Source organism: Streptomyces sp. NBC_00287 (assembly GCF_036173105.1).
Taxonomy (GTDB): Bacteria; Actinomycetota; Actinomycetes; order Streptomycetales; family Streptomycetaceae; genus Streptomyces.
Window position 1 is genome coordinate 8,454,025 of the sequence record NZ_CP108053.1, and the last position, 23,717, is coordinate 8,477,741.

Sequence of the window (23,717 nt, forward strand, 5' to 3'; positions counted from 1 at the left end):
CTTCTCTGCGCCCGGCCGCAAGTCGCAGCCTCGCTTCCGCCCTACGGTTCGGGTGTCGGATCGGAAAGCCGGTGAGGGTGATGGCAGTCGGCAGGACCTCGTGGTGGATGCAACCGGGCAGTGTCGAGGTGCGGACCGTGGCCGCGGGCAGCTGGTGGGATGCCGTACGCGTACCGCTCGGCCTCGGGACCGACGTACTGCGGCACCTCGGCGACGAGACGGGAGCCGTGATCAGGGACGGCTTCGGCCAGCGCCTGTACTGGATGATCCCTCCTGGCTCCGCCGCCGGCTGGAGCCTCCCCCAGGTCCGCGTCCTGGGCCGGGGCTGCCACGTGGCGATCCCCCCGCTCCACCGCGTCATGTGCGCCGGCCTGTGCTGGCAGATCCCTCCGACAAGGGACCGCGAGTGGACCAACACCCCCCGCCTGCACGCCGCTCTTCGCACCGCCCTGCGCCGCGAGAAGTCCCCGACCCCCTGAACACCCGCCCCGGCCGATCCTGAGCCCGGCCGGGGCGGGACCTCGGGCTCAGGAGAGGTCGAACCGGTCGAGGTTCATCAGTTGACGAAGAAGTCGTTTGTCAATGTCTCCGGGCGGTCGGTGAAGACGCCGTGCCGGGATCGCTTGAATCCGGTATTCAGGGCCCGCATGCCGCCGATCAGAACCGTCATCTCGGGAGCAGTCAGCGCCACCAGGTTGGCGCGGTCCAGCAGGAGAGTCTCCGGCGACAACTTCTCCCCCGACCGGAGGTAGTTGCGGAAACCGTCCGCCTTGGGTTCGAGCACGGCGAACGACTCCACGTCGGTCTGCTCCTGCGAGGCATCCGTGCGCCCGGGAGCGAACGGAACGGTGATGTCGTGCCCGGCGTCCTTCGCGGCTTGCTCGACGGCCGCGCACCCGCCCAGGACGATCAGGTCAGCGAGTGAAACCTTCGTTCCGCCGGTCTGTGAGGCGTTGAAGTCCTGCTGGATCCGTTCCAGGGTCTGCACCACCTCGGGCAGCTTGTTGACCTCCCAGTCCTTTTGCGGTGCCAGTCGAATCCGTGCCCCGTTCGCCCCGCCGCGCTTGTCGGTGCCACGAAAACTCGCCGCCGCCGCCCAAGCGGTGGTGACCAGCTGGGAGATGGACAGCCCCGAGGCGAGGATCCCGGCCTTGAGGGCAGCGATGTCCTCGTCCCCGACCAGCAACCCGGGAAAGGGCTGCATCCCATTCGAACCAGTGGCTCGCAATTCAACCGGGCGGAGCTGACAGGTGGATGAGGATGCCGCACACCTCGTCCACGATCTCCCGGACCTCCCGCTCGTCCACGCAGTCGCCCAGCTCGCGCGCCGCCCCGCCGATCACCGTGGTCAGCACGCGCACCCGGACCCGGCCGGCACGTCGCGTCTCGTCCACCTCCAGGAGCCGGGCGTTGCGCCTCACCCACGCGCGGTCCCACTGGCGGCGCAGCGCGTCGAAGCCTGCGGGGCCGTCGTCGCCCACGAGGAGCAGGGCGAGGCGCCGGTTGTCCCAGGCGCCCTCCAGATACGCCCTGGCTCCTGCGACGAACAGGGCGATGGGATCGTCCACGCCACCGTCACGTCCGGCGGCCAACGCGGCCGCGGTCCGGCGCTCCTGCTCCTCCCGGAACTCCTCCCACAGGGCGAGGTACAGGCCTCGTTTTCCGCCGTAGTGCTGGAAGAGGCTGCCCACCGGGAGGCCGGAGCGTGCCGCGATCTCGGTGAGACCGGCCTCGGCGTAACCGCGCTCGGTGAACACCTCAAGCGCGGCATTCAGCAGGGCGTGCCGAATCGAACCGTCCCGCTCGGCCGTCTCCATGATGCCGCTCACTCGTCATCCCCACCTTCCCCGGCCCCGTCGCGGATGGCGAGGGCGACCAGCAGTTCCAGGAGGTCGGCGATCCGGCGCGGGTTGCGCCCGGTGCGTTCCTCGATCCGGCGCAACCGGTAGTGCGCCGTGTTGTGGTGTATCCGCAGCCGGTCGGCGGCCAGCCGCAGGTTGAGATCGGCCTCCGCGAAGGCCCGTATGGTCGCGGCCAGGGGGTCGCCCCGTTTGCGGTCCTCCTCCAGCAGCGCACGCACGCGGGGATCGACCAGCTGGCGGGCCAGATCGTCGGCGCGCAGTGCCAGATAGTCGAAGGGGGACAGGCGCGGCAGCGCCGCCACCCCGCCCCCGCTCGGCACCAGGTCGAGGGCGGCCCGTGCCTCCTCATAGGCGCGCCGCAGTTCGCCGGCGCCCCGGGCGACCGTGCTGATGCCCATGGAGAGCATGGTTCCCTCCCGTGCGAGCCGCCGCTGCACGGCCTCGAAGTGGGCGCAGATGTCCTCCGCGTCCATGCCGGTGCGGACCACGGGAACGGCCACCACCTCGCCGTGGCGTACGACGACGAGGGTGCGGCCGGCCCACGGCCCGGCGACGCTGATGGACGCGCTGGCGGCGTAGCCGTGCTCGGCCGAGGTGAAGTCGCCGGTGCGGGTGTCGCCGACGCACACAGCCACGACCGCCATCATCGGAGAGTGCGGCCCGATGCCGTACGCCTGCGCCGCGGCGAGCAGCGGACCGCGCGTCGGTGCCGCGCCGGCCAGGAGCTGGTCCAGCAGGTCGCGGCGCTCCCGGTCCGCGTCCGCGACCACGTGCTGCTGGTACTCGACATAGGCCTGCGCGGCATGGGTGCTGGCGTAGTCGACGTACCGCATCAGCGGGGTGACGAGGGACAGCGCCGCCTGCTGTGCCTCGGCGGAGGTGCCCGCGCATTCCAGCAGCGCGTCCCACAACACCTGCCGGCCGACCCGGAAGGCGCTGATCCAGTCCTCCAGGGCGAACCCGGCGCGTGCTCGGCGCATGGCCGCCGCGCGGCTGAAGACCAGGTCTTCGGGGGCCATGTCCCGGTCGCCGGCCAACGCCGCCAGCTGCATCCGGTAGTGCGTGAGGACCTGGTCCCGCACGTCGTCGAAGAACCGCTTGTCCTGCAGCGCGTACGAGGGGATCTCCGTGCGCATCACCGCGACGGTGGTCTGCGCCACCTCCTCCAGCCGGTCCTGCACGGCGTGCAGGATCCGGTGCCGCTCCCGGCTGAGCGGGTCGGCGGGTGCGGGGCTGCCCAAGGCGGGTCCGCGAGGCATGGGGCCGATCGTCGCCGTCCCCCTCGTGTCCCGTCAACAGGCTTCGGGAAGGACATGCCGGGAGAACTGGGCGCGGCGCACAAGTCGGTGGCCGCGAAGTTGGGTGCTCGTACCCAATGTGCGCGTGGAAGACCCCCACCTACTGTGACGCTCGCCCACCTCCCCCCAGCACCTCGGAAGGGGCGTCACTCATGCTCGCGGTCGACGGTATCAGCGTGCGCTTCGGCGGGATCACGGCACTGGACGGTGTCACGTTCACCGTCGAGCCGGGCACCGCCGTGGGGCTCATCGGACCGAACGGAGCCGGCAAGACCACCTTGTTCAACTGCCTCACCCGGCGCTGCACCCCCGATGCGGGGACAGTGCGGTTCGAGGACGAGGACCTGCTCGCCCTCCCGCCGCACTCCGTGGCCGGGCGCGGCATCGCCCGCACCTTCCAGAACCTGGGGCTGTTCCCACGGCTCACGGTCCGGGACAACGTCATGATCGGCGCCCACAGCCGGGGGCGCACCGGACACCTCGCCGCGGCGCTCCGGCTGCCCCGCGTCCGGCGGGAGGAGAGGGAACTGCGTGACCACGCAGAGGAATTGCTACGGCGTCTCGGCCTTGCGGACGTCGCCGACCACCCCGCCTCCGGGCTGCCGTTCGGCACGCTCAAACGCGTCGAGCTCGCCCGCGCGCTCGCGGTACGGCCCCGGCTGCTGCTGCTCGACGAACCCGTCAACGGGCTCAGCCACGGCGAGGTCGGCCAATTCGCAGATCTGGTCCGGACGGTGCGCGAGGACTTCGACCTGACGCTGGTGGTGGTCGAACACCACATGGGGTTCGTGATGGGCCTGTGCGACACGGTGGTCTGCCTCGACTTCGGGCGCAAGATCGCCGAGGGTCCGCCGGAGGAGATCCAGCGCGATCCTGCGGTCATCGAGGCGTACCTGGGGGTGGCCGCGTGAGCGAGCCCACCACCGATCGCACAGAGTCCCCGGCGACCGCGGAGCCGGACTTCCTCAAGGCCTCCGACCTGCACGCCGGATACGGCCAGGCCCGCGTTCTCCAGGGCCTGGACTTCTCCGTCGCCCGCGGCGAGGTGTGCGCGATCCTCGGACCCAACGGCGCGGGCAAGACCACGACCCTGCGGGCCCTGTGCGGCATGGTCCGCGGCCGCGGCTCGGTGACCTTGGACGGTACGCAGCTGCTGGGCCGCTCGCCCGAGCAGGCCGCCCGCCTCGGCGTGGCGCACGTGCCCGAGGGCCGGGGCACCTTCAACGAGCTGACCGTCGAGGAGAACCTGCGCGTCGGCGCCCACCTGCGCCGGGGCCGTGCCAGGCGCGCCGCCGTGGCGGCCGACCTGGACCGCATCTACGGCTACTTCCCCAAACTGCGCCAGCGGTCCCGCCAGGCCGCAGGCAGCCTCAGCGGCGGCGAGCAGCAGATGCTCGCCATCGGCCGGGCCCTGATGCTGCGGCCCTCACTGCTGCTCCTTGACGAGCCGTCGCTGGGGCTCGCCCCGCTGGTCACCCGCGAGCTGTTCGAGATCGTCCGTGCCGTCAACGAGGAGGAACGCACCACCGTGGTCGTCGTCGAGCAGAACGCCCAGCTCGCGCTGGACATCGCGCACCGGGCCCACGTACTGGAGGCCGGCCGGCTGGTGATGTCCGGACCGGCCGACCGGATCCGCGAGGACGGGCAGGTCGCCGAGGTGTATCTCGGTGTCTCCGTCCGCACCGGAACGGGCGGGTGAGCACCGTGACCGAACTGCTCCAGCAGGTGGTGGAAGGGGTCGGCTCCGGCGCGGTGTACGCCAGTCTGGCGCTGGCCCTGGTGCTGATCCACCGGTTCACGGGGATCGTCAACTTCGCGCAGGGCGAGCTCGCCATGATCTCCACCTACGTGGCGTGGCAACTCGTCGCCTCCGGGATGTCGTTCTGGCTGGCGCTGCCGGTCACCCTCGCGGTGTCGTTCGCCGGCGGCATGCTCATCGAGCGGCTCGTCATCCGGCCCGTGCAGAACGCGCCCGAGCTGACGATGGTCATCGTCACGGTCGGCCTGTTCATCTTCGTCAACGCCGTGGCCGGCCTGATCTGGTCGTTCACCGTGAAGGACTTCCCGCAGCCCTTCCCCGACGGCGGCATCGAGCTGGCCGGGGTGCGCGTGGACTGGTCGACCCTCGGGATCATCGCGGTGGTGGCCGTCGTGATGGGTCTGCTGTACCTGCTGTTCCAGCACACCTCCGTCGGCCTGGTGATGCGGGCCGTCGCCTGCAACCCCGCCTCCGCCCGGCTGTCGGGCATCCGGGTCGGCCGGGTGCTGATGCTCGGCTGGGGACTGGCCGCGACGGTCGGCGCGATATCGGGCGTGCTGGTTGCCCCGCTGCTGTTCCTGGAGCCCAACATGATGGGCGGAGTGCTGATCTACGCGTTCGCCGCGGCCACCCTCGGAGGCTTCGACAGCCCGGTCGGCGCGGTCGTCGGCGGCCTGCTCGTGGGCGTCGCCGAAACGCTGGCCGGGGCGTACGTGGACGTCATCGGCGCCGATCTGAAGGTCGGCGTACCCCTGGTGACCATCCTGGCGGTGCTGCTGGTGCGGCCCCAGGGCCTGTTCGGCCGGGCGGCGGTGGAACGCGCATGAGCACCATCGTCGCCACCCTCGCCACCGACCGTGCCCGCCGCGTGCGGGCCGCGCTCACCGCACTGCTCGCGGTGGCCGTCGCCGTCGGCGCACCGTTCTACTTCGCCCCCTTCCAGGTCTTCCAGCTGACCATGGTGCTGCTGTACGCCGTGGCGCTGGCCGGACTGAACCTCCTGGTCGGCTTCGGCGGGCAGATATCGCTCGGCCACGGCGCGTTCTTCGCGGCCGGGGCCTACACGGCGGCCGTCATGCTCGACCGGTACGACACCGGCCACCTGGCCACGCTGCCGGTCGCGGCCGCCGGATGCTTCCTGCTCGGCCTCGGCTTCGGAGTGCCCGCGCTACGGCTGCGCGGCCTGTACCTGGCCCTGGTCACCCTCTCGTTCGCGGTGTTCCTGCCCCCGCTGCTCAAGCGGCTCGAACCGGTGACGGGCGGCTCCATGGGCCTGACCGTCGACAAGCTGCAACCCCCGGCATGGAGCGGCCTGGCCGAGGACCAGTGGATGTACTTCGTCGCCCTCACCGTCGCCGCGGCGGCCCTGCTGCTCGCCCGCAACCTGCTGCGCTCCCGGGCTGGCCGGGCCCTGCTCGCCGTACGGGACAACGAGAGCGCCGCGGAGGTCATGGGCGTACGGCTGTCCCTGCACAAGACCCTCGCCTTCGCGTGGAGCGCCCTGTTCGCCGGCGTCTCCGGCTGTGTGTACACCTGGGTCATCGGCTACGTCTCACCCGACTCCTTCAGCTTCGTCCTGTCCATCACGCTGCTGGCCGGACTGGTGGTCGGCGGACTGGCCTCGCTGTACGGACCGCTGCTGGGGGCGGCGTTCGTGATGTACGTGCCCAGCGTGGCCCAGGACATCAGCGACGCGGCGCCCGGTGTGGTGTTCGGCCTCCTGATCATCGTGGTGATGTTCGTGGCGCCGACCGGAATGGCCGGCCTGGTGGGCCGGGTCCGGGGCCTCGCCGCCGGGCCTCTGACCCGTACGGCCCCTGCCCCCGACCGGACGCCCGACACGGGCTCCACACCTGTATCCGAATCCTCCGCGCCCCCCACTCCTGCGGATCCCGCACCTGCCGACGCCGAACCCGTGGGCGCACCGCCCCGCACGGAAAAGGAATGAGTCATATGCGCAAGACGACCGCTCTGCGGGCGGCCGCGGCCGCGTCCGCCGCTCTGCTCCTCGCCACGGCCTGCAACAGCCAGCGCGGGGAGGACGAACAAGGCACCGCCGCCGAGGGCGCGTGCAAGGGTCAGCAGACCACCGGGATCACCGACACCACCATCAAGCTGGGCGGAATCTATCCGCTGTCCGGACCGGCCTCCGCGTACGGCACGATCAGCAAGGGCGTGGGCACCTACTTCAAGCACGTCAACGACCAGGGCGGCATAGACGGCCGCAAGGTGGAGTTCGTCGTCCGCGACGACGGCTACCAGCCGCCTAAGGCGGTCGAGGAGGCCCGCAGACTGGTCGAGCGGGAGAAGGTGTTCGCCGTGTTCCAGAGCCTGGGCACCCCGTCCACCGCGGCGGTGTGGGACTACCTCAACAAGCAGCAGGTGCCGCAGCCGTTCGTCGCCACGGGCGCCTCCGTGTGGGGCACGGACGACCAGCACCCCTGGACCATCGGCTGGCAGCCCAACTACGTGTCCGAGGCACGGGTGTACGCCAAGTACCTCAAGGACGAGAAGCCGAAGGCCAAGGTCGCGGTCCTCTTCCAGAACGACGACTTCGGCAAGGACCTGCTCGGCGGATTCAAGGAGGCCGTCGCCGGCAGCGGCATCGAGGTGGTCGCCGAGGAGAGCTACGAGGTCACCGACCCGTCGGTGTCGGCGCAGATGACAAGCCTCGCCCGCTCCAAGGCGGACGTCCTGCTCAACATCACCACCCCCAAGTTCGGCAGCCAGGCCCTCGCCTCCGACGCCAAGAACACCAAGTGGAACCCGCTGCACATCGTCAACAACGTGTCCTCGTCGGCCGCCGTGCTCAAGCCCGTCGGTTTCAAGAACGTCCAGGGCGTGGTCTCGGCGACCTACTTCAAGGACCCCGCCGACCCGCAGTGGGCCGACGACGCGGAGATGAAGGCGTACAACGACGCGCTGGACAAGTACGCGCCCGACTCCGACCCGACCAACCAGTTCAACGCCTACGGCTGGGCCGCCGCCTCCAGCCTGCACAAGGCCCTGGACGCCATGAAGTGCCCGACCAGGGAAGGGCTGCGCGACGCGGTGCGCGACCTGAAGGACGTCAAGGTGGACATGCTGCTGCCCGGTGTCACGCTCTCCACCGGGCCTGACGACGCCTTCCCCATCGAGACGATGCAGCTGATGCGCTTCAAGGGCGAGCGCTGGCAGCTGTTCGGCGAACCGGTGGACACCCGCAAGGAATTCGGGTCGCCGGGCAACTGAGCCGCGGCAACTGAGCCGGCGGGGGCGGTCCTTGGTCGATGCCCAGTCACTCGGGGACCGCCCCCGCCCCTGCCCTACTGCCCGATCGGCCACCTGGGGCACCGCCTGCGCTTCCTCTAGAGTCGGCCGCATGACGGAGGCACCGGCCCAGGGCCGCGGCGCACGGTCCCGGGACGCGATACTCGACACCGCCGGTGACCTGATGGCCCGGCACGGCTACGCCGCCACATCCATTTCGATGATCTCCGCCGCGTGCGGCCTGCCGGTCAGCTCTCTCTACTGGCACTTCGGCAGCAAGGACGGGATCTACGTCGCGGTGCTGGAGCGGGCCAGGACCACCCTGCTGGCGGCCCTGCCCCCGGCCGAGGTGCCGGGCGCCGACGTCGACGAGCGCCTGGAGGCCTTTCTCGCCGAGGTGGGGGACGCGTTCCAGCGTCATCAGCATGGTGTGCGGCTGCTGCTGGGGCTCGGGATGGTGCAGCAGGACGCCAGTGCGGCGGCCGTGGCCGAGGTGCGGCACTACCGGGACGCGCTGGTGGTCTGGGCCCGGGACGCGCTGAGCGCCGTCTTCGGACTGGGCGATCGCCCCGAGGTCGCGGACGAGCTGGCGCGCTTCACGCTGAGGATGGCGAGTGGAACGGCCGTGGCCCGCTGGTTCGATGCGGGTGCCGCCTTGGAGATCGGGCCGTTGTGTGTGGCGTTGCGGGCACTGGCGGCCCATCACGGTGTGGCGGTGGAGGGTGGCTGCCCCCACTGAGTTGAGGCGGGCTGCGGCCAGAACGCGCAATGGTGATCGGCCGCGAACCCGGTGGTGGGGCCGACCCGGTCGGGTGCCAGTACCTGGATGCGGTCTGCGTCGGGCGTGTAGCGCGGCCAGGAGGGCGTTCCGGGCCCGTTGGGGTCGCCGCTCGCGGCGAACCGGGCCCAGTAGGCGGTCATCGTCGCGGACAGGCGGCGCTGTGCCGGTGTCAGGGGCCGCACCGCGTCCATGGGGAAGAGATAGGCCAGTTCGGAGGCGTGGAAGGCGCCCTGCGGTGTGTGCGGTGCCGGGATGAACGGTGGCGCCTGGGGGTCGGCGAACTCGTAGGCGTAGACGGGCGCCCGAGTGCCGTACAACCGGCTGTCGGACCGCGCCGGGCAGGCGAACCGCTGATCGGTGCCGACGGCGGAGTACGCCAGGTTGGGAGAGGCATACGCCGACGCCGGGTACGCGTCGAGGACCGCGGCCGCGCGCTCACCGTACTGGAGCCGGATCAGCGCGGCGTACGACGCGGGAGTCAACGGGCCGCCGCCGAGCAGATCCACGTACAAAGCGGTGAAGTAGCGGTACTCGTCATGGGTGTTGCCGCTCAGCGTCGGCACCGCGTTCACGCGTCCTTCGGCCCACGCCTCCTGCGGAGCGTACGGCAGGACGCGCGGCCCGGTGTTCGGACCCCACAGGGACGCCGCCCCGGTCCCGGCGGTGCGGATCAGCTCGGCGACCGGCACGGCACGCAGACACTCCGCCGCGGTTGTCGGGTCGGGGCAGCCCGCGGAGGCCGCGAAGCCGCTGCCCTTCCGCTCGGCCGCGTCGAGCGTGAGCGCAGTGACCGCGCCGGGCGAGGCGCAGCTTCCGCTCTGCTGGATCGCCCGCTGGAACAGCCCCTTCGCGGTCGGCGAGACGATGTGGGCGCAGGTGTCCGCCGATCCGGCGGACTGGCCCCCGAGCGTCACCCGGTTCCGGTCGCCCCCGAAGGCACCGATATTGCGCTGCACCCAGCGCAGCGCGGCCTGTTGGTCCATCAGGCCGTAGTCCCCGGAGGCGCGGTCCCCGCTCTCGGCCGACAGGGCCGGATGGGCCAGGAACCCCAGTGCTCCGAGACGGTAGTTGACGGTCACCACGACCATGCCCCGCGGGGCCAGCGCCGAGCCGTCGTAGTCACTGCCCGCGCCGTAGGCGTTGCCGCCGCCGTGCAGCCAGACCAGCACCGGCAGGGGCCGGCCGGTGGTGTGGGCGGGGGCCCACACATTCAGATACAGGCAGTCCTCGGCGGTGCTGCCGGTGCGGTTGGACTCACCGGGCAGGACGGGGCCGCCGTCGGGCAGCAGCCTTAACGGCAGTTGGGGACACGGGTGGGCCGCTGCGGTGGCATCCCGTACGCCCTGCCATTGCGCGACGGGTCGCGGCGTACGCCAGCGCAGCTCACCGGTCGGCGGGGCGGCGAACGGGATCCCCTGGAACACCCGCCCGCCGTCGCGGCCGGCCGCGCCACGCACCCAGCCATGGTCGGTGCGCACGACCACGGAGTCGTGGCCGGCGTCGGCGCGGGCCGTGGGCAGGGGAGTGGTGAGGGGCAGCAGCAGGGCCGCGACAGCGGCCATGGCGCGGGCAAGGGTGTGCCGCAGACTCGGAGAGCTCATCTCATCCTCATCGGTCCTGATGCCGGTGCGGGGCGGAGGTCAGGGCGTGTGCTCGTAGGCGCCGATGTCACAGGCGGCGCCCTGGGGGCGGGCCATGCCGCGCTGATCGGTGACGGGGCAGTCGTCGGCCGCGTCGAGGGCGGGGCTGCCCGGCAGCAGCGCCGCCGTGTCCGTCGGGCCGCCGTTGTCCGCGAGCGGCCCGAGCAGCGGGTCACGGCTGGGCAGATCGCCTGCGGCGGTGAGGTGACAGCTTCCGCCGGCGTCGATGTTGTTGCCCAGCGAGACGATGGTGGCGAAGGCCTTCTCGCAGTCGGCGCTCGCGCCGTCGACGGTGTTGCCCGCGACGACGGAGTTGCGCAGGGTCATGCGTCCCAGGGGCAGATCGACGATGTCGGGGAGGGGCGCGGGCAGGCTGTCGAGGTAGGCCGGGGCGATGTTGATGCCGCCCCCGCCGTCGCTGGAACGGTTCCCCGTGATGGTCGAGTTGAGGATCCGTACGGTTCCCAGGCCGCGGATGTCGATGCCTCCGCCGTAGCCGCCGAGGCTGCCGGGACGGCCACCGGGATCCGTCACCCGGTTATCGGCGATCGTCGAGTTCGTCACGGTGCCGCTGTCGTCGAATCTGATGCCCCCGGCCTCTCCTGCCGCGTTCCGGCTGACCGTGCTGTCGACGAGATCCAGATGAGAGTCGGGGACGTTGAAGACGCCGCCCCCGTAGCCGGCGGAGTTCCCGGTGACAGTGACTCGACGCAGTGTCAGATGCTTTCCGTTGGCGATGCCGCCGCCACCGGTGTCGGTGAAGGGCAGTTCGCGCTGCCTGGCCCTGCCCCCGGTGATCGTCACGTCCGAGATGCGGGTGTCGGCCCGCAGGCGGAAGACCCGGTCCAGGAGGTTGGCGTCGATGACGGTGTTACGCGCGCCGGATCCCCTGATCGTGGTGGGCGCGTCGACGTTCAAGTCGCCTGTGGTGGGGTCGGGATGGTCGCCGATGATCAGCCGGGGGTCGGGCGGGATCGTCAGCCGGTAGTGGCCGGGAGGCAGCGTGATCGTACTGCCCGGCCAGGAGTTGGCGGCCATCACCGCGGCGCGCAGACTGCACGCTCCCGACGTGGTACGGCACCAGCCGTCCGACGGGTCGGCATCCACCGCGTCGGAGGCGGTGTCCACGGTGAACTCCGCAGGGACGGCGGCCGGGGTCGCGGAGGCATCGGCGGCGGTGGCGGTGATGGCCAGGACGATGGCGGCGAGTGTCGCAGGGGTGACTCGGACTCTCATGCGGTGAACTCCTCACAGCGAGGAATCTGGGCGTACGAGGAATCAGGCGCTGCGAGATCTGCGCACTGGGGGGGATGCACGGCGCGGAAGAAGAACCGGCGGAGCGGGAGAACAGGTCCGCGTCTCTGTAGGGAGCGTTCCATTCAGCGCGAACCGTGTCTACACACCGGCAGGGAAAGGCCGAAACGGCCCCTCGGGGCACCGCACCCCCGACATGGTTGCCCTGGGCTACGTGTGATTCATCACAGTCAGTTACGTTGTGCACAATTGAATTGGTGGCTAGCGTTTGAGATCGACACCACCGCACAGGGAGGCAACACCATGGATCCCGTCCGTTACGAGGATTACCGTCCCGCCGAACGTCCGGCTTACCAGGAGGAGTTGGACGCAGTGGTCGCACAGGTGGCGCAGCGCACCCGCGCCTCGGTCGAGCGCGGGCCGGGCGGGCGCGCCGTCCGGACCGCCCATGGAAAGACGTACGGACTTCTCAAGGCCACCGTCACCGTCGGTGACAACCCGGGCTTCCACGGGCAGGGCATCTTCGCCCGGCCCACCGTGTACGACGCCGCCGTGCGCTACTCCAACGGTCTGGGCCACCAGCGTCCCGACCACCAGCTGGGCGCGGCGTGCGGGATGGGCATCAAGCTGTTCGGGGTGCCCGGCACCTCACTGCTGGACGACGAACCGGACAGCGGTACCTTCGACCTCAACCTGATCAACAATGAGGTCTTCTTCGCGAACACCGCCTACGACTACATGGTCATCGAGGAGTTGTTCGCGGAACTGCCCGAGGGCCTGGCCAACCCCGCCCGCCGCAAGTCCTGGATGGCGGAGTTCTTGACCCGCCGGGGCACGCTCACCGACCCCGACGGGTGGCTGTGGGACGAACTGTTCGCCATGCTCTCGTTCACCACCGTCCCGCGCAGGAACCTGCTGTCGTACAACTACAACAGCATGGGCGCCTTCCGGTACGGCGATCACATCGCCAAGATCCGTACCGTGCCGACGGCCGAGTCTCTGGCCTCCCTGACGCACCAGATCGTGGACGTGCGCGCGGACAACGAGGCATTCCGCCGCACCCTGGTCGCCGAGGCCGCGGAGCGGGACCACTCCTTCGAGCTCCAGGTGCAGCTCAACACCGATCTGTCCCGCATGCCGGTCGACAACACCTCGGTGAAGTGGCCCGAGGAGTTGTCCCCCTGGGTGACCGTCGCCCGAGTGGACCTCCCGCGTCAGGACATCGGCGACGACGACAACGTGGCGGCCGCCGACGCCACGTCGATCACACCGTGGCGCTCACGCGAGGAGCACCGGCCCATCGGCGAGATCCAGCGGGTGCGGCAGGAGGTGTACCGTCGCTCGTCCATCGAGCGGCACCGCATCAATGGACAACAGCGGCGCGAACCCGTCAGCAGCGCACAACTGCTCGGCTGACGCGGCCAAGGCCCACTCCCGCCGCCCGCGCTGTCCTACCCCTGCTCGGGAACGGCCATCTCGCCCAGCAGTGACCAGTCGTCCTGCGGAATGTTCGCGTTCACGATGAGTGGTGTCTCGATCAGATGGGGCGGCAAGGTCTGCTGCGCGGCCCTGAAGTGCGCCGACTGCACGTGAGCAGCGCCTGCTGCGTCATCGCGGAAGGCCTCGACCAGGACGTACTCCGTGGGGTCCGTCACGCTTCGCGACCAGTCGAACCAGGGCAGCCGGGCTCCCGGCGCGTGGCTTCGGTGAAGTCGGCGGTGATCTCCGGCCACCGGTCGGCATGCTCGGGACGGACCCGGAACTTGGCAGTGATGAAGATCATCGGCCTTACTGTCTCCTCGTGATGCGTGATGCGTGATGACAAGACCGTACGACGACGTCAGCCGCGCATGAGCAGTTCACCCGCACCAGGAGGTGCCCCTGTATGAGAGGGAAGCCCTGTCTTCCCTCTCATGGACAGGGTCAGCCGGTGGGGTCGAGGAGAATCTTGCGGACGCCGTCGGAGCGGTTGGCGAACAGTTCGTACGCCGCCGGGCCTTCGGAGAGAGGGGAAGCGGTGGGAGACGACCGCCTCCGTGTCCCGCACGGCGGCCTTCGCGTCCTCGCCCTCGACCGGCTCGACCCCCAGGCCGGCGGCGAAGGCGCGGCGCTCCGCGACCAGGTCCGCACCGAGCACGCGGGCGGCGCCCATCGCGAAGGCGGACTGGGCGGCCATCAGGCCGACCGGGCCGAGGCCGATGACCAGGACGGTCTCGCCGGGCTGGATGCGGGCGCGGCGGCAGCCGTACCAGGCCGTCGGGGCGTTGTCGGTGAGGACGACGGCGGCCTCGTCGGAGATGCCCTCGGGCAGGGGCACCAGGTTGATGTCGGCGTACGGCACGGAGAGTGCCTGGGCCTGGCTGCCGGGGAGTTGGGGGCTCACGCCGTAGCAGAGCTCCGTACTGGACTTGGCGCGCTCGCACCGGGCGGTGAACCCGGCCGCGCACGACCGGCACAGTGTGCAGCCGGCCGAGGCGGGCACCAGGACCCGGTCGCCTGGCTTGAAGCGGGTGACCTGGTTGCCGGTGTCGACGACCACGCCGACACACTCGTGTCCCGGTGTGTAGCCAAGTTCCGGGCTGAACGGGTTGCCCTGGTAGATGTGCAGGTCGCCGTCGTCGTGAACTGAGATGGCTTCGCGACATACCAGCCGGTCGGTATGGCTCGTGAGCGCACGGTGCCGAGGCGTGGGAGGCAAGAGATGCCGGTCTCAGGAGGGGGTCGTCACCTGCCCACGGGATCGCCTTCGGCGCCGTCGGCCTGCGTGCGCAGCACCATGTGGCCGCCGTGATGCAGAGGCGTGTCGAGCTTCAAGCGGGCTGATTCGCTGCCGGTTCGCGCGTCGAAGACGTGGACTTCGCCGTGGCCGCCGCGGGTGACGGCGATCCAGTCCGCGCCCGGTGAAGCGGCCACCGCGCGGCGCTGGACGCCGTCCCAGGGGGTGCCGCCGCGGCGGGGTGCGCCGTCCATGGCGGGCAGGGGGACGCGGCGGGCGGTGTCGTCGGTGTCCAGGAGGATCAGTTCGTCGCCGTCCGGGTGGATGCGGGTGAACGCGGTGTGGTGTCGGGCGAGCGCCAGTCGGAAGACCAGGCCGGGGCCGAGCTCCGTCAGTGTCGTGCGGTTCGTCTCCAGGTCGTGGCGCCACGCCTGATTGGTCCACTCCGGCCACCGCAGCGGGTCTGCGGGGCCGCCCCGCAGGGTCGACCACAGCATCCGTTGCCGGGTGTCGAGCCGCAGGTACCAGCCTCGGGCGGGCGAATCCCAGGGGATCACGGGCTCCGGGACGAGCGCGTCGCCCTCGCGGCGGGCGCGGTGCACGCCGTCTCCCGTGGCCGCGAACACCTCGCCGGAGTACGGCTCTTGGGCGTCTCCGTGTCCGTCGTCCGGCAGCGGCAGGTGCGTGTGGGGTGTGACCGGAGGGCAGCCGGGCGGGGCTTCGAGGAGGTCGGCGAACCGGTGGACAGCCAGTGCGCCGGGCTCCCGGTGCCGCAGGACGACCAGCGGATCGCCGTTGCCCAGGACCGTCACACCAGGTTCGCCGACCCGTGTGCGTACGCGGACCGTGTCTCCCGTGGTGAGGTCGACGACCGTCAGCAGGTCCGACCACGGCTCGGCGTTCTCGCCCAGACCGGTCGTGACGGCGATCCACCGGCCGGACGGGTCGCAGGCGAGGTGCTCGGCCGGCACGGCGACCGGGATCGCCGTTTCCACCAGTTCATCGCCGAAGGGGTCCAGTACCAGCAGCTCGCCGTTGCGGTCGTCGACGCAAGCCGCCCGCCCGCCCGGCAACGCCAGGAACCCGGCGTGCTCGGAGAGATGGCGACCGGTGAGGCGGCCCGTCTCGGTGCCGTCCGGCACGGTCAGCGCGTGGACAGAGCCCTCCACGTGATCGGAGACGAGCAGCAGGGGAGGGGCGGCGGTCATCGATGCCTCCATCGAAACGAGAGTGCTATTGAAAACGATTATCATGTATCTTCAGGGCGTTCCAGGTTCCTGAGAAGAAACGAGGGCATCGATGCTGCGCTCACCGTCGAAATTCGTCCGTAGCTGGATCACCGCAGCCCTGGTCGGCTCGGTGCTGGTGGGGTGCGGATCGTCCACCGAACCCGCGAGCGAGAAGGCCGCCGCGGCCGGCCCGAAGACCGATGTCACCGTCGAACCCATCAAGGCGACACGGGAGTTGACCGACACGGGCGGCGTCAAGGTCTCGCTCAAGAAGGAGCCCGAGCGCATCGTCTGCCTCTTCGCGCTCTGCGACGACATCCTGACCGAGCTGGGTATCGTCCCCACGGCCACGAACAGCGCGCTCCTCGCCCACCCCGACTTCCTGGGGGAGGAGAAGGCGAAGCAGGTCGACGTCATCCCCGGCGGGTTCATCGCGCCCGAGGTCGAGGCGATCCTCTCCCACAAGCCCGACCTCGTGATCGGCCTGGAGGACACCCACGGCAAGCTCGCCCCGGCCCTGAAGGACGCCACCACCTTCTGGCCCATGCAGCCCGCGACGTGGCAGGACAGCGTGGGATACCTGCGCGATGTCGCCGCGCTGACCGGCCGTACCGACGAGGGCGAGAAGGCCGAGAAGTCCTTCCGTGCCAAGCTCGCCGAGGCCGAGAAGACCAAGAGCGACAAGACCGCGCTCATCATCTACGGCAGCGACGAGAACTTCGGCGTCGCCACCCCGGAGACGGACGCGGCCGCCAGCCTGTTCCCGAAGCTCGCCGACTACCCCTGGAAGTCCCGTGGCGTGGAGGGGAGTTACAGCCTCGAGGAGATCCTCGCGGCCGATGTCGACGTGCTGTTCGTCGAGACGATGAGCTTCGGTGAGGCGGACGGCAAGCTGTCGGAGAAGCTGGCGGAGAACCCCCTGTGGGGCAAGATCCCGGCGGTGAAGAACGGGGACGTCCACGAGGTGAACTCCGAGGTGTGGGCCAAGGGACGCGGTACCCGTTCGCTGGGCATCGTGCTCGATGAGGCCACGGCCGCGCTGCGGTGAGCGTGCCCACCGCAGCGGGTGACATGGCAACGGGCGTACGACGGTCGGTGACCCTCGCGGGAAGACGGCAACTGCTCGTCCTGGTCGCCTTGTTGGTCGCCGCGTCCGCCTGCGCGCTGAGCCTCGGCACCCCCTACGTCCCCCTGCACCAGCTGCCCGGTGCGCTCCTGGAGGGGGACACCACACTCGCCGGGATCGTCGTCACCGAACTCCGCGTGCCCCGGCTGGTTTTGGCGCTCGTCGCCGGTGCGTGTCTGGGCGCGGCGGGGCTCGTGCTCCAGGAGGCGCTGCGCAATCCCCTGGCCGTCCCCGAGATGCTGGGCGTGTCCTCGGGCGCCGCGCTCGGGGTGGCCGCGCCTCTGGTGCTGGCGGTATCCGTGCCCGCCGCCGTCCAGCCCCTGCTGGCCATCGGCGGGGCCACGCTCGGCGGTGGACTCACGCTGCTCGCCGCCGGGTTGGGGCGCAGCCCGTCCGCCGTACTGCTGACCGGCGCCGCGGTCGCCGCCGCGCTGCAGGCCGCGCTGCTTGTGCTGATGGTGATGGCCGACCAGCTCGACCTCCAGCTGATCTACCGCTACCTGCTCGGTTCGCTCTCCGCCCGCACCTGGGACGATGTCACCGGGCTGTGGCCGTGGCTGCTCGTCGCGGTTCCCGCGCTCGTCCTGTGCGCGCCGGTGCTCTCGGTGCTGCGGCTGGGGGACGAGGACGCCGAGGCGCTCGGCGTGCGCGCCCAGCGGGCACGGCTGGCCGCGCTGGCCATCGCCGTCGTCCTGATTGCGCCGGTGACGGCCGTGTGCGGGCCGGTGGCATGGGTCGGGTTCCTCGCCCCGCACCTGGCCCGCTGGTTCAACCCCGGGGCGGACGCGGTGCGTTGGCTGCCCTGGTCGGCGGCCTGGGGTGCCGTCGTCGTGGCCGTGTCCGACGTTCCGGCCCGCCTCGCGCTGGCGCCGGTGGAGACGCCGGTCGGCGCGTGGACGGCCCTGCTCGGCGTGCCCGCCGGGGTCGCCCTGCTGCGGTCGGGCAACCGCAGGCCGAAGGCCGGGCGCCGGGCGGTGGGTACCGCGGTCTCTTCCGGAGCGTCCGCCACACACCGTGAGAAGGAGGTCCGGTGAGCCGGCGTTTCGCGGTGCTGGCCGCACTCATCGCCGTATGCGCCGGTGCCGAACTGATGGCCGGGCGGGGTATCTCCCCGGCCGTCGTCTGGGACGTCCTCGGCGGGGGCGGCGATACGACGGAACGGCACATCCTGTTCCAACTCCGGCTGCCCCGGCTGCTGGTGGCCCTCGGTGCGGGGGCGTGCCTCGGTGTGGCGGGCCTGGTGCTGCAGTCGGCGCTGCGCAACCCGCTGGCCGGGCCCGAGGTGACGGGTGTGACTCCGGGCGCGGTGCTCGGAGCCGTCGCCGCGACCGGCCTCGGACTCGCGGGGTGGGAGTCGCCCCTGGCCGTGGTCGTGGCCGCGTGCGTGGGTGGCTGTGCCGGGGCCGCGCTGCTGTGGCTGCTCACCGGACGGGGCCGCAGCGACCCGGCGCAGATCGCCGTGCACGGGGTGCTCGTGTCGGCGGTGCTCGGCGGGCTCACGGCCATGGTGCTGCTCGTCGCGCCCGGTGAGCTGGGCAGCGTCGTGCAGTGGCTCGTGGGCACGACCGAGGGCCGGGTGTGGGAGCACTGGCACCTGCTGTGGCCGTGGGCGCTGGCCTGGGGCGCCGTGGCCTGGCTGCTGGCCGGGCCGCTGACCCTGCTGCGCTGCGGAGACGAACTCGCCCTGGCCGCCGGGCTGTCCTCCGGGCGGGCCCGGACCCTCGCCCTGCTGTGCGCGGTGGCGCTGACGGCGGGTGCGGTGGCAGCCGTAGGGGCGCTGGGGTTCGTCGGGCTGCTCGTACCGCACGTCGCCCTGGCCCTCTTCGGCGCCGACCTGCGGGTGACCCTGCCCGGCGCCGCCCTGGTGGGCGCGGCCGTGGTGTGCGGGGCGGACGCGGCGGCACAGCTGTCCTCGCGGCTGCTGGCGGCCGTACTGGACTCCGGGCGGCTCACGCTGCCGGTCGGGGCCCTCACCGCCTGCCTCGGGGCCGCGCTGCTGCTGGTCGTCGTGCGCCGCTCACCGAGCAGTACGTTCTGATGTCGACGGAGGACAGAGCATGACCGAGCCCCTGGGGATCCGCGTCGAGGGGGCCCACTTCGGCTACCCCGGACAACCCGTGTTGCGGGGAGTCGACATGACCGTCGAGCCGGGTGAGCTGACCGCCCTCATCGGGCTCAACGGCTGTGGAAAATCAACCCTGTTGCGGCTTGCCGCGGGATTGCTGCGGCCGGACGAGGGGCGCGTGCTGCTCGGCGCGGACGACCTCGCCCGGCTCTCCCGGCGCGCCACCGCCCGAAAGGTCGCGCTGCTGCACCAGTCGGCCCCGGCCGTTCCCGGTATGACGGTGCGTCAACTGGTCCGGCAGGGGCGGTACGCGGCGCGCGGCCCGCTCGGCATGCTGCGCGAGGGTGACGACCCCGTCGTACTGCGCGCACTGCGCGATGTCGGGGTGGAGCAGTGGGCCGAGCGTGACGTCGACGCGCTGTCCGGGGGCGAGCGGCAGCGGGTGCGGCTCGCGATGGCGCTCGCCCAGGACACCCGCGTCCTGCTGCTGGACGAGCCGACCACCTATCTGGACCTGCACCACCAGCTCGACGTACTGCAGACCGTGGTCCGCCTGCGTGAGGAACGCGGCCTCACCGTCGTGATGGTGCTGCACGACCTGGCCCACGCCGCCCGGTTCGCCGAACGGATCGTCGCCCTGCGCGACGGCCGCGTGGTGGCCGACGGGACGCCGAAGGAGGTCGTCACGCCGGGGCTGCTCGCGGACGTTCTCCGGGTGGCCGGCCGGGTTGGCCAGGACCCCGAGGGGGGCTGGCCGGTGTGTTACCCAGATCACCCCCTCCCAGCACTAGAATATGAAAATCATATTCATTAGAGTCTGCTGTGGCGCTCGCCCGAGCGCTGCATCTCCCGCACGAACAAGGAGAGTTCATGGAAAACGAGCAGATCTTCAACCCCATCGCCGACCAGGGCCAGCTGGCCCACGCCTCGGCCACCCACTCCAACGCGCTCGTCGAGAACCCGTTCGAGGACACCGAGGAGTAAGCGAGGGTTCAGCTCCCTCGACCGTGGGCCCGCCCGTCACCTCAAGGGCGGGCCCACGCCCTTCCAAGGCCCCTTCCCCACAGGAGTATTGACGTGTCCCGCAGCCAGCTCGCACCCGGTGTCGAGATCGTCGCCGTACCCGGGCGGGGCCTCGCCGTCCGTACGGCCGAGGGGGAGTTCCTCAGCGTCAGGACCGGGGACGTGGACGAGGACGCCCTGCTGTCCCGCCTGTCCGGTACGGCAGCAGATGAGCCGGACGACGAACTCGACCGCATCGTCCGGGCCTTCGAGAACGCCGGGTACCTGGCGAACGGGCCGCGGCCCCCGCAATGGCCCGCCGACCGCCGGGACATCCGACTGCTGGGCGACCCGGTACTGACCGAACCCCTGGCCGCGCTCCTGCGCGCACTGGGCGCCGAGCCGACAACGACAGCCCCCGACAACACCGCTGACGATCCGTCCGCTGTCGTGTGGTGCCTCGACGGGCCCGTACCCGACGGGCTGTGGGACGCCGCCGACCGGCTGCCGGAGCGCGGCATCGCCTGGCTGCGCTGCCACCGCGAGGGCTGGCAGGCGTACGTCGAGCCCCTCGCCGTCGCTGCCGGGGACGTCACCTCGGCACACGTCCGGGCCCGCCGGCTCGCCGCCACCCCCGCGCACCGCGAGCTGACCGCCTACTGGAGCGGGGCCCGTACGTCCGGCGCGCCCGCTCACCTCACCGCCCCCGCAGCGGGCCTGCTGGCCGCCCTGCTGGCGGACGACCTGAGCCGGTGGATCAGTGGTGCGCTCGATCTGCCCGCCCGGCGTCGGCTCCGGCGCGTCGACCTGCGCACGCTGACCGTCACCGAGCACGCCGTACTGCCCGTGCCCGACGTCGCCCAGACACCGAAGAGGGCCGGATGACGCCGTTCACCGTAGCTGTGGAGGGGCTCGCCGCCGACGTCCACCTCCCGGACGGCGACGGCCCCTTCCCGGCCGTCCTCATCCGCACGCCCTACGACCGCCGACGGCACCGCGCCGAACTGTGCGGCTGGGCCCGCCGCGGGTTCGCCGCGCTGGCCCAGGACGTACGGGGTCGGCACGCGTCGCCGGGGGAGTGGCACCCGTACGAGAACGAATCCGCTGATGGAGCGGCGACCGCCCGCTGGATCCGCCGACAGCCCTGGAGCGACGGTCGGTTGGTCGCCGTAGGTGCCTCCTACGCCGCCCACTGCGCCCTCGCCCTTGCGCTCGATGCGCCCGCGGAGGACCGGCCCGACGCCGTCATCGCTGCTGTACCCGCGCTGGGCACCGTAGATACTGCTCGTGAACCCTCGGGTGTGGAACGGCTGTTGGCCCGCGCCGGATGGTGGGCAGCCCACGGCGACCGGCCGGACTCCGACGAGAGCGCCCTGGACAAGGCCCTTGCGGCGGACCCCGGTCTGCTCACCCACCTGCCGCTGACCGGCCTCCCCGAGCGGCTCGGCCGGAGCCTGCCCTCATGGCCGGACGTGTGGCGGCACCACGAACGCGGCCGACTCGCCGCGAAGGCGCAGCACGCCGGAATGCCCCTGCTCGCCGTCGGCGGCCACCATGACCACTTCACCGAGGACACCGTCGCGTTGTGGCGCGGCTGGGGCGGTACCTCGGCGCGGCTGCTGCTGGGCCCGTGGGGGCACGGTCTCGTCGGCGAGCCCGGACCCGACGCCGAGCCCGCGCATAGGGTCGGCCTCGGCGAGCTCTACGTGCGCTGGGCCCGCCGCGCCCTCGCCGGGGACCTCGGCCCTGGGCGCCGTGGCGCGGTCGGGCTGGGCGGCAGTCCGTTGTGGGTGCGCGCCGACACCGAGGGAGAGCTGGGCACGCAGCGCGTACGGCTGCTGCACGGATCCTCCTTCACAGCCGATCCCGAACGCCCCATGTCCTCCGAGGACTTGGCCGTCCCCACGGACGGTACGCCCGACCGCTGTCTGCTGGTCACCCCGCCACTGCCGCGTCCGCTGGACGTGGTCGGGCCCGTGGAGGTGCGGCTGCGGGCCACCGCCCACACTCCGTCGGCCGACTGGGCCGTCCGGCTCGTCGCCGTCACGCCGACAGGGGTGGCAGAGCGGCTCGCCGTCGGTGTCGTCCGACGCGAGGAGCCATCAGGCGAGTTCACCGTAGGGCTCGGCAGGCTCGCGCGGCGGCTGCTCGCGGGCACCCGGCTCCGCCTGGAGATCGCCGGGCACCACTTCCCGGCCCACGCCCGCAACCCCCACACCGGCGACGACCCGGTCACGGCCACCCGGCTGCTTCCCTCCCGGCGCGAGGTCGACGCCGGGAGCGTGGCCCTCCGGCTGCCCGTGCTCAGGTCCCGTCCCACTCCCACCGATCCCGCAGAGGAGATCCTGCGATGACGACGCTGCCGCTGGAAACTCTCGTCGACCCCGTCTGCGGCATCGTCCGCGCGGTCAAGCCCGTTGAGCACCCTGCGGGCGCACCGCCCCGCTACACCGCGCTCACCGCCGAGATAGCCGACGCCCGCCGGCTCGGTCTGTGGCCCGCCGACCGGGTGTCGCTCGGCACCACCTTCGGCGACCCCGAGGGTGCCCGAATAGCCGCGATAGCGGAGGGGATCGAGCGATACTGCGGCAACCGCGTGCCGCCGCCCGGCCACCCCGACGCCCCTCTGCGGGCCACGGCCGCCGAGCTGGCCGAGAAGGGGCTGCGGCTGTACGGTCCGGACGCGCTGCCGACGTACGCCGACTGGCAGTACGGCCGCGAGAAGTTCCCCTACCGCCCCCTCACCCCGGACACGCCCGCCCTCTGGACGCGCGGCACCGAACGGCTGCCCGGCGGAGACACCGCCGAGGTCTGGGCGCCCGTCGCACTCACCCACCTCAACTGGCGCCAGGGCGAGCTGCGTTCACTGCCTCGCACCCACCACCTCAACTACGCGGGGATCGCCACCGGACAGGGCTTCGACGACGCTGCCGAGCGCGGGCTCCTGGAGATCATCGAACGCGACGCCCTCGAACTGTGGTGGCACCTCGACGGCCCGACCCGCGGCATCGACCCGGCCGGCGTGCCCGGTCTCGCCGACGACCTCGCCGGATGCGCGCTCGACGTCCATCTCGTCGAGATGCCCTCGGAGTTCGCCCCCTGCATGGCCGCACTTGTCCACGATCCCCGACTCGGCCTGTACGCCGCCGGGTTCGCCTGCAAGTACGACCCGGCCGAGGCTGCCCGCAAGGCCGTCCTCGAAGCCGTCCACACCTGGGTCTTCACCCAAGGTCTCACCGGCCCCGACGGCTGGGTCTTCCAGGCGGTCGAGGCCGGGCTGCTCGCCCGTGGGCTGTACCTGGACCACCGTGCCGACGGCCGTTATCTCGACGTGTGCGGCGAACAGTTCGAGCACGTACGGGACTTGGGCGCGCATGTCCAGGTGTGGCTGGACGAGCGGATGGCGTCCGAGGTCCGGCGGTTCAGTGAGCCCGCGCATGGGACCGTGTCGATCGACGCGGTCGAGCCCGGCAGCCGGGACCGGCTGGAGCGCGCGCTCCACGAGGGCGGTCACCGCATCATGACGTTCGATCTCACCACCGAGGACGTGGCCGAGACGTCCCTGCGTGTCGCGCGGGTCCTCGTCTCCGGGCTCCTCCCCAACGCCCCTGCCGCATTCGGGTACTTCGGCTGCCCGCGCCTGGCCGGCGCCGCCATCGCGCGCGGCTGGCGTACGACCGCACCGAGCGGGCCGGAGGACTTCACGTTGGCTCCTCCGCCCCACATGTGAGGGCCG

22 protein-coding genes and 2 pseudogenes are annotated in these 23,717 nt (G+C 71.5%); 16 read left to right on the plus strand and 8 right to left on the minus strand.

Annotated elements, in window-relative coordinates:
• Window positions 1-107 precede the first annotated feature (107 nt).
• Window positions 108-479 carry a hypothetical protein gene (locus OHT76_RS38415; RefSeq protein WP_328875488.1) on the plus strand — a complete coding sequence of 124 codons (372 nt, stop codon included), beginning with the start codon at window positions 108-110 and terminating at the stop codon, window positions 477-479.
• Between the two features lie 80 nt (window positions 480-559).
• On the opposite strand, the pseudogene OHT76_RS38420 reads toward OHT76_RS38415, so the two are convergent.
• The 3 genes and pseudogenes from OHT76_RS38420 to OHT76_RS38430 form a co-directional block, all read right to left on the minus strand.
• Window positions 560-1,183, minus strand: a pseudogene (locus OHT76_RS38420) (peroxidase family protein); the annotation flags it as partial.
• Between the two features lie 46 nt (window positions 1,184-1,229).
• Window positions 1,230-1,829, minus strand: a complete 600-nt coding sequence (locus OHT76_RS38425) for a TetR/AcrR family transcriptional regulator (protein WP_328875489.1) — start codon at window positions 1,827-1,829, stop codon at window positions 1,230-1,232.
• Window positions 1,826-3,121: a PucR family transcriptional regulator gene (locus OHT76_RS38430; protein ID WP_328875490.1), complete on the minus strand. Its 1,296-nt coding sequence runs from the start codon at window positions 3,119-3,121 to the stop codon at window positions 1,826-1,828. Before OHT76_RS38430 ends, OHT76_RS38425 begins: the two co-directional genes overlap by 4 nt.
• Window positions 3,122-3,312: 191 nt before the next feature.
• On the opposite strand from OHT76_RS38430, the gene OHT76_RS38435 reads away from it, so the two are divergent.
• The 6 genes from OHT76_RS38435 (at window position 3,313) to OHT76_RS38460 (ending at window position 8,907) form a co-directional block, all read left to right on the plus strand.
• A complete protein-coding gene (locus OHT76_RS38435; protein ID WP_328875491.1) occupies window positions 3,313-4,071 on the plus strand; it encodes an ABC transporter ATP-binding protein in 759 nt (252 codons plus the stop codon).
• Complete coding sequence (locus tag OHT76_RS38440; protein ID WP_328875492.1) at window positions 4,068-4,859, plus strand: ABC transporter ATP-binding protein; 792 nt, start codon at window positions 4,068-4,070, stop codon at window positions 4,857-4,859. The genes OHT76_RS38435 and OHT76_RS38440 overlap by 4 nt, the downstream gene beginning before the upstream one ends.
• Window positions 4,856-5,746, plus strand: coding sequence for a branched-chain amino acid ABC transporter permease (locus OHT76_RS38445; RefSeq protein WP_328875493.1), 891 nt, complete (start codon window positions 4,856-4,858; stop codon window positions 5,744-5,746). The genes OHT76_RS38440 and OHT76_RS38445 overlap by 4 nt, the downstream gene beginning before the upstream one ends.
• Entirely contained in the window at window positions 5,743-6,867 is a 1,125-nt protein-coding gene (locus OHT76_RS38450; protein WP_328875494.1) for a branched-chain amino acid ABC transporter permease, read from the plus strand. The genes OHT76_RS38445 and OHT76_RS38450 overlap by 4 nt, the downstream gene beginning before the upstream one ends.
• 5 nt (window positions 6,868-6,872) lie before the next feature.
• A complete protein-coding gene (locus tag OHT76_RS38455) occupies window positions 6,873-8,150 on the plus strand; it encodes an ABC transporter substrate-binding protein (protein WP_328875495.1) in 1,278 nt (425 codons plus the stop codon).
• Between the two features lie 130 nt (window positions 8,151-8,280).
• The gene (locus OHT76_RS38460; RefSeq protein ID WP_328875496.1) at window positions 8,281-8,907 is read left to right on the plus strand and encodes a TetR/AcrR family transcriptional regulator; all 627 of its coding nucleotides are present in this window, start codon (window positions 8,281-8,283) and stop codon (window positions 8,905-8,907) included.
• On the opposite strand, the gene OHT76_RS38465 is transcribed toward OHT76_RS38460, so the two are convergent.
• Window positions 8,871-10,550, minus strand: a complete 1,680-nt coding sequence (locus tag OHT76_RS38465; protein WP_328875497.1) for a carboxylesterase/lipase family protein — start codon at window positions 10,548-10,550, stop codon at window positions 8,871-8,873. The genes OHT76_RS38460 and OHT76_RS38465 overlap by 37 nt on opposite strands.
• Window positions 10,551-10,589: 39 nt before the next feature.
• Complete coding sequence (locus tag OHT76_RS38470; RefSeq protein WP_328875498.1) at window positions 10,590-11,825, minus strand: right-handed parallel beta-helix repeat-containing protein; 1,236 nt, start codon at window positions 11,823-11,825, stop codon at window positions 10,590-10,592.
• Window positions 11,826-12,146: 321 nt separating this feature from the next.
• Here OHT76_RS38470 and OHT76_RS38475 point away from each other — a divergent pair, with 321 nt between their 5' ends.
• Window positions 12,147-13,259, plus strand: a complete 1,113-nt coding sequence (locus tag OHT76_RS38475) for a catalase family protein (protein WP_328875499.1) — start codon at window positions 12,147-12,149, stop codon at window positions 13,257-13,259.
• A gap of 35 nt (window positions 13,260-13,294) precedes the next feature.
• Here the strand turns inward: OHT76_RS38475 and OHT76_RS38480 are convergent.
• From OHT76_RS38480 to OHT76_RS38490, 3 genes and pseudogenes are all read right to left on the minus strand, one after another.
• Window positions 13,295-13,626: pseudogene (locus OHT76_RS38480) on the minus strand (putative quinol monooxygenase).
• A 57-nt stretch (window positions 13,627-13,683) separates the two neighbouring features.
• Window positions 13,684-14,541, minus strand: a complete 858-nt coding sequence (locus OHT76_RS38485) for an alcohol dehydrogenase catalytic domain-containing protein (protein ID WP_328875500.1) — start codon at window positions 14,539-14,541, stop codon at window positions 13,684-13,686.
• Between the two features lie 26 nt (window positions 14,542-14,567).
• A complete protein-coding gene (locus OHT76_RS38490) occupies window positions 14,568-15,767 on the minus strand; it encodes a hypothetical protein (RefSeq protein ID WP_328875501.1) in 1,200 nt (399 codons plus the stop codon).
• Between the two features lie 91 nt (window positions 15,768-15,858).
• Here OHT76_RS38490 and OHT76_RS38495 point away from each other — a divergent pair, with 91 nt between their 5' ends.
• The 8 genes from OHT76_RS38495 (at window position 15,859) to OHT76_RS38530 (ending at window position 23,711) form a co-directional block, all read left to right on the plus strand.
• Complete coding sequence (locus tag OHT76_RS38495; RefSeq protein ID WP_328875502.1) at window positions 15,859-16,836, plus strand: ABC transporter substrate-binding protein; 978 nt, start codon at window positions 15,859-15,861, stop codon at window positions 16,834-16,836.
• Between the two features lie 23 nt (window positions 16,837-16,859).
• Window positions 16,860-17,948 carry a FecCD family ABC transporter permease gene (locus tag OHT76_RS38500; RefSeq protein ID WP_443049946.1) on the plus strand — a complete coding sequence of 363 codons (1,089 nt, stop codon included), beginning with the start codon at window positions 16,860-16,862 and terminating at the stop codon, window positions 17,946-17,948.
• Between the two features lie 56 nt (window positions 17,949-18,004).
• Window positions 18,005-18,952 carry a FecCD family ABC transporter permease gene (locus tag OHT76_RS38505; RefSeq protein WP_443049947.1) on the plus strand — a complete coding sequence of 316 codons (948 nt, stop codon included), beginning with the start codon at window positions 18,005-18,007 and terminating at the stop codon, window positions 18,950-18,952.
• A 19-nt stretch (window positions 18,953-18,971) separates the two neighbouring features.
• Window positions 18,972-19,793, plus strand: a complete 822-nt coding sequence (locus OHT76_RS38510; protein WP_328875504.1) for an ABC transporter ATP-binding protein — start codon at window positions 18,972-18,974, stop codon at window positions 19,791-19,793.
• Window positions 19,794-19,849: 56 nt separating this feature from the next.
• The gene (amiA, locus tag OHT76_RS38515; protein ID WP_328875505.1) at window positions 19,850-19,963 is read left to right on the plus strand and encodes a streptamidine family RiPP; all 114 of its coding nucleotides are present in this window, start codon (window positions 19,850-19,852) and stop codon (window positions 19,961-19,963) included.
• A gap of 93 nt (window positions 19,964-20,056) precedes the next feature.
• The gene (locus OHT76_RS38520; protein WP_328875506.1) at window positions 20,057-20,866 is read left to right on the plus strand and encodes a hypothetical protein; all 810 of its coding nucleotides are present in this window, start codon (window positions 20,057-20,059) and stop codon (window positions 20,864-20,866) included.
• Window positions 20,863-22,335, plus strand: coding sequence for a CocE/NonD family hydrolase (locus OHT76_RS38525; RefSeq protein WP_328875507.1), 1,473 nt, complete (start codon window positions 20,863-20,865; stop codon window positions 22,333-22,335). The genes OHT76_RS38520 and OHT76_RS38525 overlap by 4 nt, the downstream gene beginning before the upstream one ends.
• Window positions 22,332-23,711, plus strand: coding sequence for a YcaO-like family protein (locus OHT76_RS38530; RefSeq protein ID WP_328875508.1), 1,380 nt, complete (start codon window positions 22,332-22,334; stop codon window positions 23,709-23,711). Before OHT76_RS38525 ends, OHT76_RS38530 begins: the two co-directional genes overlap by 4 nt.
• Window positions 23,712-23,717: the final 6 nt, after the last annotated feature.